The organism is Oligoflexia bacterium, from assembly GCA_035326705.1.
Classification (GTDB): Bacteria; Bdellovibrionota_G; JALEGL01; order JALEGL01; family JALEGL01; genus JALEGL01.
The window spans coordinates 1-16,046 of record DAOLES010000009.1; the positions used below are offsets into that span (position 1 = coordinate 1).

The window sequence follows — 16,046 nt, forward strand, 5'->3', positions numbered from 1 at the left end:
TCGCTTATCATAAAAAATAATCTTTGATGTACTAACACTTTATTAAATGACTATATTTAACAGCTTAAAACAATATCAAGTTAAGTTACAGGAATAGATTGAAAAAACCAATACATAGTTTACAGATTTAGCTGTGTTTAAAAAAATTTATCAGAGTTAAACCTTTTAAATGGCACTTTAACCGCTAACGGATAAAATGAGATACACACGACTATTCACCAACATTGGCTTCAATGATTGCAGTACCTGTAGGTTCACCTTCAGTATTTAAATAAAGGCCTCTGGCCAGAGTGGTTAATTTGTCATAACCAAAAGGATACAATGCGTTATTAGACACTACAACTTTAGAAGATTCTAAAACACCTAAGCTTTGTTGATTTGTGTTGTGATCTCCATCAAAATCAGCATGGGCTGTGATCATCAAAGTATCATTTTGGGCAACGCCGTATTCTGAGGCAAGAAAGCTGCTGGTACCGGCATTGATCCCAAAGTAGCTGGCAGCTCCGGTTTCTGATGCCATGGTCATATTGTAGCGGAAACTAATGACGGTTGTTTGACCGCCGCCAGTTATGCGCTCAATCACTCTTTTATCTCCAGCAAATTGAATAGCGTTATTGAAGGCTGTACAGGTATTTGCCGCCGCGTCATAGGTATAGGCTTCTAGGCCAAATTCATAGGTAAAATAAGCCATAGCTCCTTTTTTCCCAGGCAAAGGTGCGGGATAAAGACCAATAAATTGATCACTGGGGTTATAGTCTGGATGTACAAACACAGATAATAAAGGCTGAAAAGTGGGTATTTTTTTACAAGTAACGTTTTCTACTGGAGGTGCACCAAAAAGCGTTGGTATATATACTTCTATTGAAAAGGGTAAACTGGCAGCAACCACTTGCGCATCATAAACTTTACGCAAAGCCAAATAACCTTCACCCAACTTTGATTTGGCAATGTATTTTTGATAAGCGGGCACAGCGACACTCACCAAAAGTACTCCAATAGCAATACTGATGAGCAATTCTAGTAAGGTGAAGCCAACACATCTAGGCTTATTTTTATAATTTAACAATGGTAGACAACCTTTTATTAAAGTTTAACATATTATTTTTTTAAATAAAACAAAGAGTGGTATTGATTATGATTAAATAACACTAACTTAGAAAAATAGATAAAAGAAGACAATTTATGTTTGATATATTGAAAAATTAAGACCTCACGTATATCATGCCCTATTATGTTAGCTTTGAACCACAGTTATCAATTTAAGATTTATCACCTGTTATTATGTATTTTGCTCTGTTCATCTTGTGGCATGCGTTCACAAAGAGATGAGGTTTTAGCCTATATCAACGATAGGGATGTAACAGTGAGAGATTTTCAAATGGCTTTAAGTAAGGTCAGCGAGATTCCAATTAAAAATTATGAAAAGCAGGAAAACAGAACAGATTTGCTCAGAGACTTAATTGATGAAGAGCTTCTGTATCAAGAAGCGGTTAAAAGTAAAATTTATGAAAGATCATATGAAGTTAAACAAGCCATGGTCCGCGGTTATCTTAAAGAAAGGTATAATGCTAAACTTGCCGGCGTAACAGACAAAGAAGTGAGTGAGTTTTATCAGCAAAATAAAGATATCTTTGACCAAGTCAAAGCCAGTCATATTTTAATTCGTACAGGAGAGGGTTCTGGAAGAACAGAAGCAGAGGCTGAGAGTTTGATCAAAAAAATCCGCTCCAGTTATCTTAATAATCCCAAAGTGGAGAACTTTGCAAAACTGGCCAAGCAATACTCAGAAGATCCAGGAACAAAAAACAACGGGGGTGATTTAGGTTTTTTTAATGGAAAAACCATGGTTAAAGCCTTTACCGATACTAGCTTTGCTTTAGCAAAGGTAGGAGACGTGTCAGATATTGTTAAAACCGAATTTGGTTATCACTTGATTGTTTTAACTGGGGACAAACGTGGACTAAAACATTATGAAAAAGATATTCGTCAGCACCTTGTACAACAAAAAAACAGGACAAATTTGGAAAGTGAATTGGCGCAGTTGCGGAGCAAAGCATCCATAAAAGTTTTACAAGATAACCTAGCAAAATTGGCCAAGCAGTAATGGTTTTTTATACGCTGTACAAAAATAGTTTATTTATACTTGCTATATGTTTTGTTATTAATATTAGTGCTTCTTGTGATCGAGCAGATCGAGAAAATATTCTGGTCAAACTCAATGGTTACTCTATTACACGCCAAGATTTTGAACAAAAACTCAATGAATACCAATTGAATTTAGATGTATTGGGTTTAGAAGAAAAGAAGTCATTAAAAAAAATGCTGATCCATGAGTTGATAGAAGAAGCGGCCTTGCTTTTAGAAGCAAAAAAAAGAGGTTTAAAAGTTAGTCAACAGGAAATAGATGCTCAAAAAGAGTACAAACATATTTCTTTAAAAGAAGAGGGGATGACAGCCAAGCAAGTTGATGAAAAAATAGAGCGTTTTTTATTGATTGCTAAAGTTCAGCAAGACATTGCTAAAGAAGTTGGTCCAGTATCAGTAGCACAACAAAAATTGTTTTATAAAAACAATAAAAAAAACTTTGAGCAAAAAAAGCAATACATGCTGGAAATGCTGGAAAGTAAATATGAAAAAGAAGCGGTAAATGCCTATAAAAAATTAGGAGAGGAAGGGTTTGAGTCTTTGCAAGTCAACATGGATGTTTTAGATGTCAGATATACTCCAGCCAAATGGTATGAAATAGATTTGCTGCCCAAAGAGATTGTCAGGTACTTAAAAAGTGCAAAAATTGACAGTATCAGCAGTATATTAAAATCAGATTATGGCTACCATATTGTTAAGTTGATAAAAGTTCGTTCAGCCTATATACCAAGTTTTGAGCATGTTAAGGATGAAATAAATGCACTTTTATTAGAGGAAAAGAAGGAAAAAGTGTTATTAGAATGGAAACAAAACTTTTTTTCACAAACAAAAATTGAAAGAAATTATGCACTTATTGAAAAAATTTAAATTAACCGCCCGCAAACAAAAAAACACATCTCGTTTTGAGCTGGCGGCTTTGTTAGAAACTAAACCATTAAAAACAGTTTTATTGCTTGGATTTATGGCCCTGTGCTTGCACGCTCAAAAAAGCTTTGCAAAAGTAATTGATAAGGTTGTTGCCCGCGTAAATAATGAAATTATTTTGTTATCTGATTTAGAATCCACCCGACGTGGAATGCTTGCGCAAGAGCCAAGTTTAAAAGAACTTTCAGCAGAGCAAATCAATGATAAAGTTATTGATCAATTGATTAATGATAAGCTGGTTGATCAGGAAATAAAGGCAAGAGGTTTTACGCCGTCTGAGTCAGATGTTGATGCATCTGTAACGGCAGTCATGCAACAAAATGGCATGAAAAGTGTGGATGAACTTAAATTTGCCTTGAAACAAGAAGGAATAGCTTTTGAAGAATACAAGAAAAATTTAGCCAAACAACAAGCTCAAGGAAGATTGATGGCATGGTTGATTCGTCCTAAATTAAAAGGTTTGAGTAAAGAGAATATAAAAAAAATATTAGAAGAAAAAAAGCAACAACAAGCCAGTGAAAAAAAAGACAATGCCTTTGAGTTATACATGTTGTTCAAGTCAAAACAAAACAGCAGTGATAAAGCCATGCAAAAAATTGATGATAAAATCAAAAGTCTTGATGATTTTATAAAGCAAGCCAAAAAACATACAGAAGGCCCAGCGCCTACTGAAGGGGGCTATTTAGGTGTGGTTAAAAAAACAGATTTAAAACAAAACATATTAGAAGCAGCAGAAGCCCTTAATGCTGGTCAAAAAAGTAATATTATAGAAGATGAAAACGGCTATTATATTTTGTTTTTAAAAGACAAGCGTTATGTTGATCTTGAAATCAGTGATGAAATGATAGAAGCCTACAAACAACAAGAAGAAAATAAACTTTTGGCCAAAGCTTTTGAGCGTTTTGTCATTGATTTGCGCAGAAAAGCCAACATTCAAAAATATTTGTAATTGAGTAGCGTGAGCAAAACCATTGGCATAACATTGGGTGATATTTGGGGTATAGGTCCAGAAATTATTGTCAAAAGTTTACTTGACCTTCAGACTAGGGACTCACATACGATCAAGATTTTTTCGGATCAAAAAAGTTTTGCTGCATTGGCTAAAGAACAAAACTTATTGTCTGATTACGACAAACTTATAAACAATCATAAGATACAGTGGGAACCGCTTGCTGTTGACGCATATACGCGGCCAGAAAATAAATTACAAAGGGCAAGCATCGCCAAAGCATCTTTGGATGCGGCAATAGAGCAAGCCATGCAACAAGAATTGCAGGGTATCGTCACTGCACCATTAGACAAAAAAATCATGCAAGAGGTGATTGAAAATTTTGTTGGGCATACAGAGTACTTGCAAGAAAAGACCAAAGTTAAGCAAACGTGGATGATGTTAAGTAATGATGAATTAAATATTGTTTTGTTGAGTAATCATCTTTTACTCAAAGAGGTCAGTGGCAGTATCAGCCAAGAAAAAATAATGGTTGCTGTTAAAGATATGGTTAGCCATTTTAAAAATTTGGGAAAAAGCTCTATCAAGATAGCAGTTTGTGCCTTAAACCCTCATTGTGGAGAACTCAGTGAGAACAGTGAAGAAAAAACCATCATTAAACCGACTATTGATAAATTGAACAAGCAAGGCTTTGAGGTAGAGGGCCCATTTTCAGCAGATGCTTTATTTTATCAAGCCAGAAAAAATCAAAGATGGACAGCCATTTTGGCCATGTATCATGATCAAGGTCTTGTGGCGGCCAAGTACTCAGGCACAGATCAAGCCATCAATATAACTTTAGGATTACCGTTTATAAGGGTTTCTCCAGCGCATGGCGTGGCCTATGATTTGGTGGGGAAGAATATGGCACAACATCAAAGCATGTTTAAGGCTTTACAATACATTTTAGCCGGCAGTAAAAAAAGCAGATCAGACATTTAATAAATAGTAAAAAAATGATATGTCCTTTGGGCTATGACACAAATTAAATTTGGAACCGATGGTTGGCGGGCAGAAATCGCTAAAGAATTTACCTTTGAAAACCTTGGCCGGGTGGCTATGGGTGTGGCCAATCAATTAAAGCAAGAAAAGCCAGAGTTGGATAGAATCATTGTTGGTTATGACAAGCGCTTTTTATCTGAACAATTTGCCCAATGGACAGCAGCCTGTTTTGCTCATAGGGGCTATACAGTTCTGATGACCCAAGAAGCCATGCCTACACCTTTATTGTCATGGTGCGCTAAGTATGAAAAAGGCGTTGCTGGCAGTATCGTGATTACAGCCAGTCATAACCCTCCCACGTGGAATGGCTTTAAATTTAAAGAAACCTTTGGTGGCTCAGCCTCAGTAGAAACCACAGAAAAATTTGAACAAGAGATTGCTAAAGTTGACGCACAGCCATTTGAGGCTGGAATGTTTAGTCAATATGAACAACAAGGCAAAATTCAGCATTATGATCCACTAGCCCAATACACAGAAAAACTCTTGAGTTTGGTGGATGTAGAAGCCATTAAAAAAGCTAAATTTAAAGTGGCCATAGATACCATGTATGGTTCAGCCTCAAAGCATTTTGCGCCTTTGCTTGAACGTTTGGGTATTGCTACGCATAGCCTGCATACAGAAGATAACCCTGGTTTTGGTGGAATAGCGCCTGAACCCACAGAAAAAAATTTACTAGAGCTGCGTCAATTAATTGCTAAGGGTGATTTTAATTGTGGCTTTGCCAATGATGGTGATGCAGATCGTTTAGGTGCGGTAGATGAAAAAGGCGAGTATTTTAGTACTCAAAAAATATTGTCCACGGTGTATTGGCATATGATATACAATCGTAAAAAACAATGGAATGTTTCTCGCAGTGTTTCTACCACGCGTATGGTGGATGTGATTGCAGAAGCCAACGGTTTAAAGTGCATTGAAACCAAAGTTGGTTTTAAATACATTGCAGAGCAAATGGTTGAGGGGCATGCGCAAATTGGCGGTGAAGAGTCCGGAGGTATCGGTACAGACGATCATCTTCCAGAACGCGACGGTTTTATGACTGCATTATTATTACTTGAAGCCATGGCCGTGACCGGTAAGTCCTTAAGTCAAATCTACAGGCATATTTGTCAAAGTTTTAGGCCTTATGAATTTATTAGAAAAGATTTAAAAGTGCCGCAAGCACTGATGCAAAAAGTGATGCAAAAATTAAAAGAGACTGATGTTAAACAATGGGGAGATAAAATGGTTGCATCCACACAAACTGTGGACGGGTTTAAATATTACACCCAAGATGGTGCTTGGTTGTTGATTAGACCCTCGGGCACAGAACCTTTGTTTAGAATTTATGCAGAAGCGGAAACCATTGAAGCCAGTGAAGCATTGATCAATGCAGCCATGGAGTTTGTTGAAACATGCTAAAAAAAAACGCTAAGTTACAAGAAGACCATAAACATATTGTGGTCAGAGGAGCAAGGCAACATAACTTAAAAAATATTGATGTTACCATCCCTAGGGATAAGCTGGTGGTGATCACTGGTTTGTCAGGCTCAGGTAAATCATCTTTGGCCTTTGATACCATTTATGCTGAAGGACAACGCCGTTATGTAGAGTCTTTATCTGCTTATGCCCGGCAGTTTTTAGATCAAATGGAAAAACCAGATGTGGATGCCATTGAAGGCTTATCGCCAGCTATATCAATTGATCAACGCCGTTCATCCAAAAATCCTCGTTCAACAGTGGGTACAACCACAGAAATTTACGATTATTTTAGATTGTTATTTGCCAGGGTTGGTGAACAATATTGTTACAGCTGTGGTGAAAAAATCAGTTCACAAAGTGCTTCGCAAATTGTTGATCAAATTATGGCTTTGCCAGAAGGCAGTAAAATTCATCTTTTGGCATCCATTGCCAGAGGCAAAAAAGGTGAATATCAAAAAGAACTTAAGTCTTTATTAAAAGCTGGATTTACCAAAGTTAAAATTGATGGCAAAGTCCATGAACTGGCCAGTCCAATTGACTTGGATAAAAATAAAAAGCATACCATTGATGTGTTTGTTGATCGTTTGATTGTCAAAGAAAAATCTAGAACAAGAATAGCGGACTCTGTTGAAACTGCCTTAGAGCATGGTCAAGGGGTGATGAAGTTGGAAGTTCTGGGTGAGAACGCTAAAGAACAATTGTTATCGGAAAAAGCCGCTTGCATAGAGTGTGGTATATCTTTCCCAGAATTAGCGCCGCGCTTGTTTTCTTTTAATAATCCCATTGGCGCCTGTCCAAGTTGCGATGGATTAGGCACTAAAAAATTTATTGATCCGGATATGGTGATTCCCAATCCAAATTTGTCTGTTCGTGATGGAGCGGTTGCATCTTGGAATACGCGTTATGCTGGGTTTCATGCGCAAACGTTAGAAACCTTAGCAGAACATTATGGTTTTGATATTCATACCCCATGGAAAAAACTTTCTGATAAAGTGAAAGACATTATTTTGCATGGTAGCGGTAAAGAAAAAATCAACTTTGAATACAGTATGGAAAGCGGTTCGTACACCGTTAAAAAAGTATTTGAAGGTGTTATCCCTAACCTTTTACGTCGTTATAAAGAATCTGATTCTGAAGATTTTAGAGAAGAAACTGAAAAAAAATACATGAGTGTAGTGCAATGCCCAGATTGTGAAGGAGCACGTCTGCGCAAAGAAGCTTTGCATGTTAAAGTAGGTGACTTGAATATAGCCCAAGTCACACAAAAAAACATTCAAGATTGTTTTGTGTTTTTTCAGCTTTTGGAATTGGGTGAACGTCAACAAGTGATTGCTAAAAAAGTTTTGCAAGAGATTCGTTCACGTTTGGCTTTCTTGGTTAATGTTGGTTTAGATTATTTAACTTTGGATAGGATTGCTGGCACCCTATCTGGGGGTGAAGCGCAAAGGATTCGTTTGGCAACCCAAATTGGTTCCAGCTTAATGGGTGTGCTGTATGTTTTAGATGAACCTTCCATTGGTTTGCATCAACGGGATAATGATAGGTTATTAGAAACATTAAAGCACTTAAGAGATTTAGGAAATACCGTTTTGGTGGTGGAGCATGATGAGGATACCATGTTTGGCGCGGACTATGTCATTGACATTGGTCCTGGAGCAGGTGTGCATGGCGGCCAGTTGATGGCTGCCGGAACAGCCCAGGAAATTTGCGCAAGTGAACAATCCATCACCGGGCAGTATTTGTCGGGTAAAAAAACCATTCCCTTGCCTAAAAAACGTCGTCAAGTGGGTAAACATTTTATTGAACTTAAAGGTGCAAAAACCAATAATCTTAAAGATGTTAACATCAAAATTCCTCTGAGTTGCTTAACTTGTGTCACCGGTGTTTCTGGTTCTGGTAAATCATCTTTAATCATTGACACCTTGTTCCCCTTATTGAAACAGCATCTACATGGTTCAAAAACCAGAGCTGGTGATATACGATCTATAGGGGGTTTAGAAAAAATTGATAAGGTAATTGATATCGATCAAACGCCCATTGGTAGAACGCCAAGATCTAACCCTGCAACCTATACGGGTATTTTTACTCCCATTAGAGAATTGTTTGCTGAACTGCCTGAAGCCAAGATGCGTGGATACAAACCAGGACGATTTTCATTTAATGTCAAAGGTGGACGTTGTGAAGGCTGTCAAGGTGATGGCATCATTAAAATTGAAATGCACTTTTTGCCTGATGTGTATGTGACCTGTGAGCAGTGCAGAGGCAAACGTTACAACCGTGAAACCCTAGAGGTTTTGTACAAAGGCAAAACCATATCTGAAGTGTTGAATATGACGGTTGAAGAGGCGGCTAAGTTTTATGAAAACATTCCTAGCATTCACAGTAAATTAGGGGCATTGATAGCTGTTGGTTTAGGTTATATTACACTTGGTCAGTCAGCAATAACCCTTTCTGGTGGAGAAGCGCAAAGGGTTAAGTTATCCAAAGAATTAAGTAAACGTTCAACGGGTAGAACCATTTATATTTTAGATGAGCCTACCACGGGGTTACATTTTGCAGATGTTGAGCGACTTAATGAAGTCTTGCAACGCTTGGTGGATCAAGGCAATACGGTTGTTGTGATTGAACATCATTTAGATGTGATTAAAATTGCTGATTGGGTCATTGATTTAGGACCTGAGGGCGGTGTTAAAGGTGGCGAGTTGGTAGGTATGGGAGTGCCAGAAGACTTGGTCAAAAACAAAGAGTCTTATACAGGGCAATACCTTAAAAAATACCTAGAACCAGATAAAAAAACCAAAAAAGCTGGCTGATGAAAAATTTTTACGAATTATGGGTTGGTTTAAGGTCTTTTTTACAATGGCTTGTTGGCGGAGTATTTGTTTTTAGTATTGCCAGCTGTTATTTTTTGTTGAGCTTTTTTATTAAAATAGAAAAATTAGAATGGATGATAGCCTGCATGTGTTGGGGTATGGTTAAAATTGCTGGCCTCAAGGTGCAAGTGAAAGGCTTAGAAAAATTAGAAGCCAACAAAGCCTATGTTGTGGTTTTTAATCATGTGAATATCTTGGATCATTTTGTACTGTACAATGCCATTCCAGGTACTATGCGGGGGGTAGAAAAAGCCAGTCACTTTAAGTGGCCCATCTATGGACCTTTTTTAAGGCGTGGAAAACAAATTCCTATACAAGCAGGTCAAGGTGCGCGCTCAGCCAGAGAGTCTTTAAAAATGGCGGAAACTATTTTTAAATTTGGAATTCATGTTGCCATTGCTCCAGAAGGTACTCGCAGTCCAAGCGGTAAGTTAATGCCATTTAAAAAAGGAGCTTTTCATTTGGCAGTGGATTTACAAGCGGATCTTGTGCCGGTTATTTTTCAAGGCATGCAACAGGTTAATCTTAAAAAGAGTTACAAAATCTATCCAGGACAAGTTATTGTCAATATTGGCAAGCCCATAGCGTGCAAGGGGAAAACTAAACAAGATGTAACGCAATTGCGGGATGAATGTTATGCTTTGTATGTAGAATGTTTGGGTAAAGATAAAGTTTTATAGTGGTATAATAGTTTAAAAAAATGCTAGAACAACTTATATTTTATAAACGCTAGGCTGATCGGGCTAAAGCCCATAAGACGCTTACTTTTCATAAAACTATAATCTTCTTACTTACGGGGATGCACTGTTTTTTAAATGACTTTAATATAAACAGTGTGAATTGATCTTGAAAAATAATGGGTTTTCAAACGATTCACCATTGATGATCTTTTTGAAAACCCATTACAACTATTCACATTCTATTTCTTCAAATAAGTAAGCTTGTTTTTCATCAACAGGCTCCCATGAACCATCATTTGTAACCGTAAGCTTAATTTGGGTATTGCTCACAATGACGGTTTGACTGTTATATAGGGTGAAGTTAAAGACTTGTTCTGTTTTTGGTGTTTTAATGCGCATGAAATTCCCACCATAAAGACAAATTTTAATTTGACCTGTTGAATAGGTATAGATTTGAGGACGATTGCTCTGAGTGTTTTGATAGGTGTAATTCTCATACCCAAAGTATCCTCTTCTGTGCAAATGGTCAGGATCAGTTTGTGGACCTACAATAGGTTGAGTATTTGTGTTGTTATTTGGGTTTTGTTGTTCAACTCCACCATCTAGGCGCTGCCAAGGCTTTCTATGATCAAGGTCTCTTTGCGCAAATACAGCTGTGCTGAATAGTAAAATACTGGTTAAAATAATGTGTTTCATATCTATTTCCCTTATTTATGATTTATTGTTAAAAATTAATTTAATTAATAAACGCTTTATAGCAGTCCACATGAAAATAAAAGGAAAAAGCGGCATCTTGCCATGAGAAATATTTATCGTTTTATAAATGCCTTTTTAGCTTGCCTATCAGCAAAAAATGATTGTGTTATAATGACAAGGCCGTCAATACCTTAAGCATCTCGTAAAAGATTAGAAAGAATGGTTTTGTCTTTGCCGTCCATATGAACAATTTCTAAACCAATTTCAAAAATATCAACTTTATAGGCATGATGAATGTGAACCGCACGGGCAACACAGCTTAAATAGCCTTTGTTGGGTAAATGCATCACAATGTGCACTTGATCCCCTAAAGTTATGGCTGAAATGGTTTGGATCAAGAGCCCTGATTGAGAAATGTTTTTGGTGATAAAAGGGTTTTTATCATTATTTTTTTCATTAAGAGTGTAATGCCCGGTGGTTTGAAAGTTTTTTCTAGGTTGTTTGCGTTGATCACCCACGCGTTCAAAGATATGGATTTGATTACGGCCATTGTTTTTGGCTTTATACAAAGCTTTGTCAGCCGCATGAATCAATTCTTTGATCTCGCTAGCATGTCTAGGAAAAGTAGAAATTCCTCCACTTAAGGTAATGGTATGAGGAATGCCCTGAAAGTTTAATTGAGCAACACGTTTTTGTATACGTTTGGCCAAAACCAAAGCGCCACGGGTGTCGGTATCCGGTAAAACAATGGCAAACTCTTCTCCGCCATAACGGCAAGGCATATCCGTACCTCTAACCGATATAGAAATAACTCTACCAATTTCTTTGAGAATATAGTCTCCGCTCAAATGGCCATGGATATCATTGATTTTTTTGAAATAATCAATGTCTAGCATCAGAAGAGATAGTGGTAAACTTGAGCGTTTGCTGCGTGACAACTCTTTCATTAAAAAGCTATTAAAATAACGATGGTTGTAAATGCCGGTCAGGGCATCGGTGTAGGTTGAAGCCAGCAAATGGCTGCGTTTTTCTTGCTCAAGAACAATCGGTTGAAAGACATGCTTTTTTTCTAACAAATATTGTAAAAAGGCAGCGCGATAATCCAAATGATCATGTGCTTTATAAAAGGCCAAGCACTCATCCCACAGTTTACCAGCATTGAGCATGGTTAAATTTAAAGAGAAAAAATGGTTAAAAAAGTGTTGATGAACAAAGCCACCGTGTTGCTCAACCAAAGTGTTAAGAGGTTTTTCCAATAAAGAAAAATCATGACTGTATTTCTCAATCAATTCATAAAATGAGCGTTCTATGTCTTTGCGATCTTCGGCGGGAAGAGAGCTTTCAATGTAAGTTACCATACAGTAGCTTACTCATAGCAAAGTTTACCAAATGTTGAAAAATACTGAGCTATTTTTGAAATATTTATAGTGCAAACGGCTTCTTGTCTTAAATATTTTGCTATTGTTAGAACAAAAGTCAGTGGCTTTAGTTCTGAGCAGGATTAGACCAAAAAATACTTTGATGGTATGTATGGACCCATAAAAACGGATGTTCAACAAACCTTGAAAAAAAGAATGTAAAACAAGGTTGGGAAAGTATGACCAAAGCAGAAATAGGGTCAAAAATGGCATCAATGTCTCATGTCATAGGTGTAATTAGAGTTATTTTTTAAAGGTAGAGCTGTGCAGCAAGTCAAACGTATATATTTGGATCACAATGCCAGCAGTCTGATTAGACCCAGTGTCAAACAGGCGGTTTTAGACTTTCTTGAGTTAAATGCGGGAAATCCAAGCAGCATTCACGGTTTGGGACGGCAGGCAAGGGCTTGTATGGATCAAGCTAGAGATACCATTGCACAATACTTAGCAGTGCCCGCCAGTTCAATTATTTTTACCTCTGGTGCAACAGAGGCCAATCATATGGCTTGGAATGCGTTTTTAAAGCCAGATATAAATATAGTTAGTAGTGATACAGAGCATCCGTGCATTTTAGGGGCACAAGCTAGAGCTCAGCAAAACAAGGCTCAATTGACTTTGGTCCATTGTTGCAAACAAGATGATTTTATTCATGCATTTCAATTGGCTATAAAAAACCAAAACATTGATTTTTGTTCATTGCACTTGGCCAACAATGAAACAGGAATTATTTTACCCATAAAACAGTGTGTGAATAGTTTGTTAAACGAGGGCAAAAATAAGCCATATTTACATATTGACGCTGTTCAAGCCATTGTCAAGGTCAATATTGATGAAGCTTTGGCTTTTTCGGATTATTTTACATTATCTGGACATAAGCTTGGTGCATTGGCAGGCAGTGGCGTTTTGATTAAAAAAGATGGTGTGCCATTTAAGCCATTGTGGGAGGGATCTGCGCAAGAAAAAGGTAGACGCGGAGGGACTGAAAATTTACTGGGTATAGTGGCTATGGCCGCGGCTTGCCAAGAATTGAGTAGGGTTGAAGCACAGGAAAAAGCCCGTTGTCTTGATTTGCGTGATCAACTTGAAACAGCTTTTTTAAGCAGTATTCCCAATATTGAAATTGTTGGTCAAGGACAAGAACGCCTAGGCAATACATCCTGCATTGTTTTTCAAGATATTGATGCTCAAGCCTTATTGGTGGCAGCAGACCTAGAAGGTATAGACTTATCAACCGGTTCAGCTTGCACATCTGGTTCAGTTGAACCATCGCACGTCTTGCTCAATATGGGCTACAGCAAAAAAGAAGCAAGCAGTGCCCTACGATTTTCATTGGGATGGAATAATACTGAACAAGAAATACAACAAGTATGCAAAATATTCCCAAAACTGGTAGAAAGGGCAAGAAGCATAAAGTCATGAAATTAAAAAGTACACAATTTATCATCGCCTTATCCTTATTGTTAATTGGTATTGCTATTGTGGTCACAACCACATTGCCACAAGCAACCAAATATTATGTCACGGTAGATGAATTTTTAATGGATACCAACAAGTATCAGGAACAAAGTATTAAACTGGCTGGAAGGGTTGTCCCAGGTAGCATAGAAAAAAATACCCAGGACCTTACTTGGCTTTTTAAAGTCATGGAAACTGACAAAACTGTAAATGTTTTTTATCAAGGAGCTATGCCAGATACATTTAAAGATGAGTCAGATGTTGTGTTAACTGGAAGCTACCAAGGTGAGCGTTTTATAGCCACAGAAGTTTTAGCAAAATGTGCATCACGCTATGAAGAAAAATTAGAAGCACCATTGCAAATGCAGACGGTCAGCACAATAGAAAAAGGATTGTTGGATGAGTAGTTATTTTACACCAGAAAAAATAGGTCAGTACAGTTTGTACTTGGCCTTGATGGTCTGCGTGTTTGGCTTTCTTTGTGCTATCTATGCCCAGCTTAAAAAAAGAACAGTTTATGTAAGAATTGTCCGTAATAGCGTATGGGCAATGAGCCTAGCTGTTTTAACAGCAACCATAAGCTTGTGGCAATGCTTATTAACAGGCCGCTATCATGTTGAGTATGTTCACCAACATGCCAATGATACCATGCCTACCATCTACAAGTTAACGGCTTTATGGGGCGGACAAAATGGTTCTTTGTTATTCTGGCTGCTGATTCTTTGTATCTATTCCAGTATTGTCATGTGGCAAAACCGGAAAAAAAATTACAACTTTTTGCCTATGGTGGCCGCGGTACTCTTAGCCATCGCTGGATTCTTTTTAGTATTGATTAGCTTTGATGCCAACCCATTCAGTGTTGTGCCTTTCAGTATTGACTATGGCCTGGGGCTCAATCCCCTGCTTCAAAACTACTACATGATTATTCACCCACCATCATTGTATTTGGGGTATGTGGGTATGACCGTTCCTTTTGCTTTTGCTATGGCAGCCTTGATTACCGGGCAATTGGACAATCGCTGGATTGTGCAAGTGAGAATTTGGACTTTGGTGGCTTGGTTCTTTTTATCTTTGGGTAACCTTTTGGGTTCTTCTTGGGCTTATGAAGTTTTAGGCTGGGGAGGTTATTGGGCATGGGACCCCGTTGAAAATGCAGCTTTTATTCCGTGGTTAACGGCCTCAGCGTTTTTACACTCAGCCATTATTCAAGAAAAACGGGGTATGCTTAAAACCTGGAACATGGCCTTGGTTATTTTATCCTTTGTCATGACCTTATTGGGCACATTTTTAACCCGCTCAGGTATTGTATCTTCTGTACACTCTTTTGCGCAATCCAACATTGGAACCTATTTTTTAGTCATACTGATAGTCACTGTTGGCGTGTCTGTTGGCTTATTGTTCTATCGTTTAAAAGATTTACAGTCTCAACATGAACTTGATGCCATTGTTTCAAGAGAATCCGCCTTTTTATTCAATAATTTGGTTTTAATTGGGGCAGCCTTTGCTATTTTATGGGGAACCTTATTTCCTGTTTTGTCAGAGTGGGTAAGAGGAACCAAAATAACAGTTGGAGCACCTTATTTTAATAGCATTATGGTACCCATAGGTTTGATTTTATTATTTTTGACGGGTGTTGGTCCTTTGGTAGCCTGGAGAAAAACCAGCAAAGAACAATTGAAAAAACATTTTGTGTGGCCCATAAGTTTTTTGTTGGGGAGCTCTATTGTTTTACTATTTTTAGCACCCAAGACCAGCTCATTGCTCAATAATATTTATATCAATATTTCTTTTTCACTGTGTGCGTTTGTTTTAGCCAGCATCTTTTTTGAATACAAGCATGGTATTGTATTGAGGCAAAAGTTTTTTAAAGAAAATACTTTAACCGCACTGAGCAAGTTAATTATTTCAAATAAACGTCGTTATGGTGGGTATATTGTTCATCTAGGTATTGTCTTGTTGTTTATAGGGTTTACAGGATCAGCCTATAGACACGAAAAAGAATTTAAATTAAAAATCAATCAAGTTGCAAAAATTAAAAATTACACCTTAAAGTTTGAAACCTTGTATCCAGATAACAACCAACATAGAGAAAAAGTTATTGCAAAAATAAATGTTTGGAAAAACAAAGACTTTTTTGGTGAGCTTAAACCAAGTTTGGTTTTTTATACACCAAGCCCAAATCAAGAAGGTCAACAAGGGACAGAAGTTTCAGTGATAAGATCTATCAAAGAAGATGTTTATGCGGCCATGATTACCTTTAGTCCCCAAGAACAAAGCATTTATTTAAAAATTATTATAACCCCACTCATTAATTTTATTTGGTTTGGAGGTTTATTTTTGGTCTTGGGTGGAATCATTGTGATGTTGCCTAGTTCAAAAGAAGGAGCAGTCTATGTTTAAGGAGAAA

Annotated in this window: 13 protein-coding genes; 10 read left to right on the forward strand and 3 right to left on the reverse strand. The window is 37.4% G+C overall.

Going from position 1 to position 16,046, the window contains the following annotated elements; genetic code table 11:
• Positions 1–211: 211 nt before the first annotated feature.
• Positions 212–1,066, reverse strand: coding sequence for a prepilin-type N-terminal cleavage/methylation domain-containing protein (locus tag PKC21_09760; GenBank protein ID HMR25624.1), 855 nt, complete (start codon positions 1,064–1,066; stop codon positions 212–214).
• Between the two features lie 243 nt (positions 1,067–1,309).
• On the opposite strand from PKC21_09760, the gene PKC21_09765 reads away from it, so the two are divergent.
• The 7 genes from PKC21_09765 to PKC21_09795 are packed head-to-tail and all read left to right on the forward strand — an operon-like array spanning position 1,310 to position 10,070.
• A complete protein-coding gene (locus PKC21_09765; GenBank protein ID HMR25625.1) occupies positions 1,310–2,104 on the forward strand; it encodes a peptidylprolyl isomerase in 795 nt (264 codons plus the stop codon).
• The gene (locus PKC21_09770; protein ID HMR25626.1) at positions 2,104–3,012 is read left to right on the forward strand and encodes a peptidyl-prolyl cis-trans isomerase; all 909 of its coding nucleotides are present in this window, start codon (positions 2,104–2,106) and stop codon (positions 3,010–3,012) included. Before PKC21_09765 ends, PKC21_09770 begins: the two co-directional genes overlap by 1 nt.
• Positions 2,990–4,018 carry a SurA N-terminal domain-containing protein gene (locus PKC21_09775; GenBank protein ID HMR25627.1) on the forward strand — a complete coding sequence of 343 codons (1,029 nt, stop codon included), beginning with the start codon at positions 2,990–2,992 and terminating at the stop codon, positions 4,016–4,018. Before PKC21_09770 ends, PKC21_09775 begins: the two co-directional genes overlap by 23 nt.
• A gap of 9 nt (positions 4,019–4,027) precedes the next feature.
• Complete coding sequence (locus tag PKC21_09780; protein ID HMR25628.1) at positions 4,028–4,999, forward strand: 4-hydroxythreonine-4-phosphate dehydrogenase PdxA; 972 nt, start codon at positions 4,028–4,030, stop codon at positions 4,997–4,999.
• 33 nt (positions 5,000–5,032) lie between these two features.
• Positions 5,033–6,457, forward strand: coding sequence for a phosphoglucomutase/phosphomannomutase family protein (locus PKC21_09785; protein ID HMR25629.1), 1,425 nt, complete (start codon positions 5,033–5,035; stop codon positions 6,455–6,457).
• Complete coding sequence (gene uvrA / locus PKC21_09790) at positions 6,451–9,330, forward strand: excinuclease ABC subunit UvrA (protein HMR25630.1); 2,880 nt, start codon at positions 6,451–6,453, stop codon at positions 9,328–9,330. The genes PKC21_09785 and uvrA overlap by 7 nt, the downstream gene beginning before the upstream one ends.
• On the forward strand, positions 9,330–10,070 hold the full coding sequence (locus PKC21_09795; protein ID HMR25631.1) for a lysophospholipid acyltransferase family protein: 741 nt from the start codon (positions 9,330–9,332) through the stop codon (positions 10,068–10,070). The genes uvrA and PKC21_09795 overlap by 1 nt, the downstream gene beginning before the upstream one ends.
• A 228-nt stretch (positions 10,071–10,298) precedes the next feature.
• Here the strand turns inward: PKC21_09795 and PKC21_09800 are convergent, their stop codons facing one another.
• Both PKC21_09800 and PKC21_09805 read right to left on the reverse strand, forming a co-directional pair.
• Positions 10,299–10,766, reverse strand: coding sequence for a hypothetical protein (locus PKC21_09800; protein ID HMR25632.1), 468 nt, complete (start codon positions 10,764–10,766; stop codon positions 10,299–10,301).
• 191 nt (positions 10,767–10,957) lie between these two features.
• On the reverse strand, positions 10,958–12,124 hold the full coding sequence (locus PKC21_09805; protein HMR25633.1) for a diguanylate cyclase: 1,167 nt from the start codon (positions 12,122–12,124) through the stop codon (positions 10,958–10,960).
• 324 nt (positions 12,125–12,448) lie between these two features.
• Between PKC21_09805 and PKC21_09810 the strand changes: the two genes are divergently transcribed.
• The 3 genes from PKC21_09810 to PKC21_09820 are packed head-to-tail and all read left to right on the forward strand — an operon-like array spanning position 12,449 to position 16,039.
• Positions 12,449–13,603 carry a cysteine desulfurase family protein gene (locus PKC21_09810; GenBank protein ID HMR25634.1) on the forward strand — a complete coding sequence of 385 codons (1,155 nt, stop codon included), beginning with the start codon at positions 12,449–12,451 and terminating at the stop codon, positions 13,601–13,603.
• On the forward strand, positions 13,600–14,046 hold the full coding sequence (locus PKC21_09815; GenBank protein HMR25635.1) for a cytochrome c maturation protein CcmE: 447 nt from the start codon (positions 13,600–13,602) through the stop codon (positions 14,044–14,046). The genes PKC21_09810 and PKC21_09815 overlap by 4 nt, the downstream gene beginning before the upstream one ends.
• On the forward strand, positions 14,039–16,039 hold the full coding sequence (locus tag PKC21_09820) for a heme lyase CcmF/NrfE family subunit (protein HMR25636.1): 2,001 nt from the start codon (positions 14,039–14,041) through the stop codon (positions 16,037–16,039). Before PKC21_09815 ends, PKC21_09820 begins: the two co-directional genes overlap by 8 nt.
• The last annotated feature ends 7 nt before the right edge of the window (positions 16,040–16,046 follow it).

Bases quoted from the DNA above. Each gene is read 5' to 3' on its own strand.
- PKC21_09765 (HMR25625.1), top strand. From the start codon at position 1,310: ATGCGTTCACAAAGAGATGAGGTTTTAGCCTATATCAACGATAGGGAT.
- PKC21_09770 (HMR25626.1), top strand. From the start codon at position 2,104: ATGGTTTTTTATACGCTGTACAAAAATAGTTTATTTATACTTGCTATA.
- PKC21_09775 (HMR25627.1), top strand. From the start codon at position 2,990: ATGCACTTATTGAAAAAATTTAAATTAACCGCCCGCAAACAAAAAAAC.
- PKC21_09785 (HMR25629.1), top strand. From the start codon at position 5,033: ATGACACAAATTAAATTTGGAACCGATGGTTGGCGGGCAGAAATCGCT.
- uvrA (HMR25630.1), top strand. From the start codon at position 6,451: ATGCTAAAAAAAAACGCTAAGTTACAAGAAGACCATAAACATATTGTG.
- PKC21_09795 (HMR25631.1), top strand. From the start codon at position 9,330: ATGAAAAATTTTTACGAATTATGGGTTGGTTTAAGGTCTTTTTTACAA.
- PKC21_09800 (HMR25632.1), bottom strand. From the start codon at position 10,766: ATGAAACACATTATTTTAACCAGTATTTTACTATTCAGCACAGCTGTA.
- PKC21_09805 (HMR25633.1), bottom strand. From the start codon at position 12,124: ATGGTAACTTACATTGAAAGCTCTCTTCCCGCCGAAGATCGCAAAGAC.
- PKC21_09815 (HMR25635.1), top strand. From the start codon at position 13,600: ATGAAATTAAAAAGTACACAATTTATCATCGCCTTATCCTTATTGTTA.
- PKC21_09820 (HMR25636.1), top strand. From the start codon at position 14,039: ATGAGTAGTTATTTTACACCAGAAAAAATAGGTCAGTACAGTTTGTAC.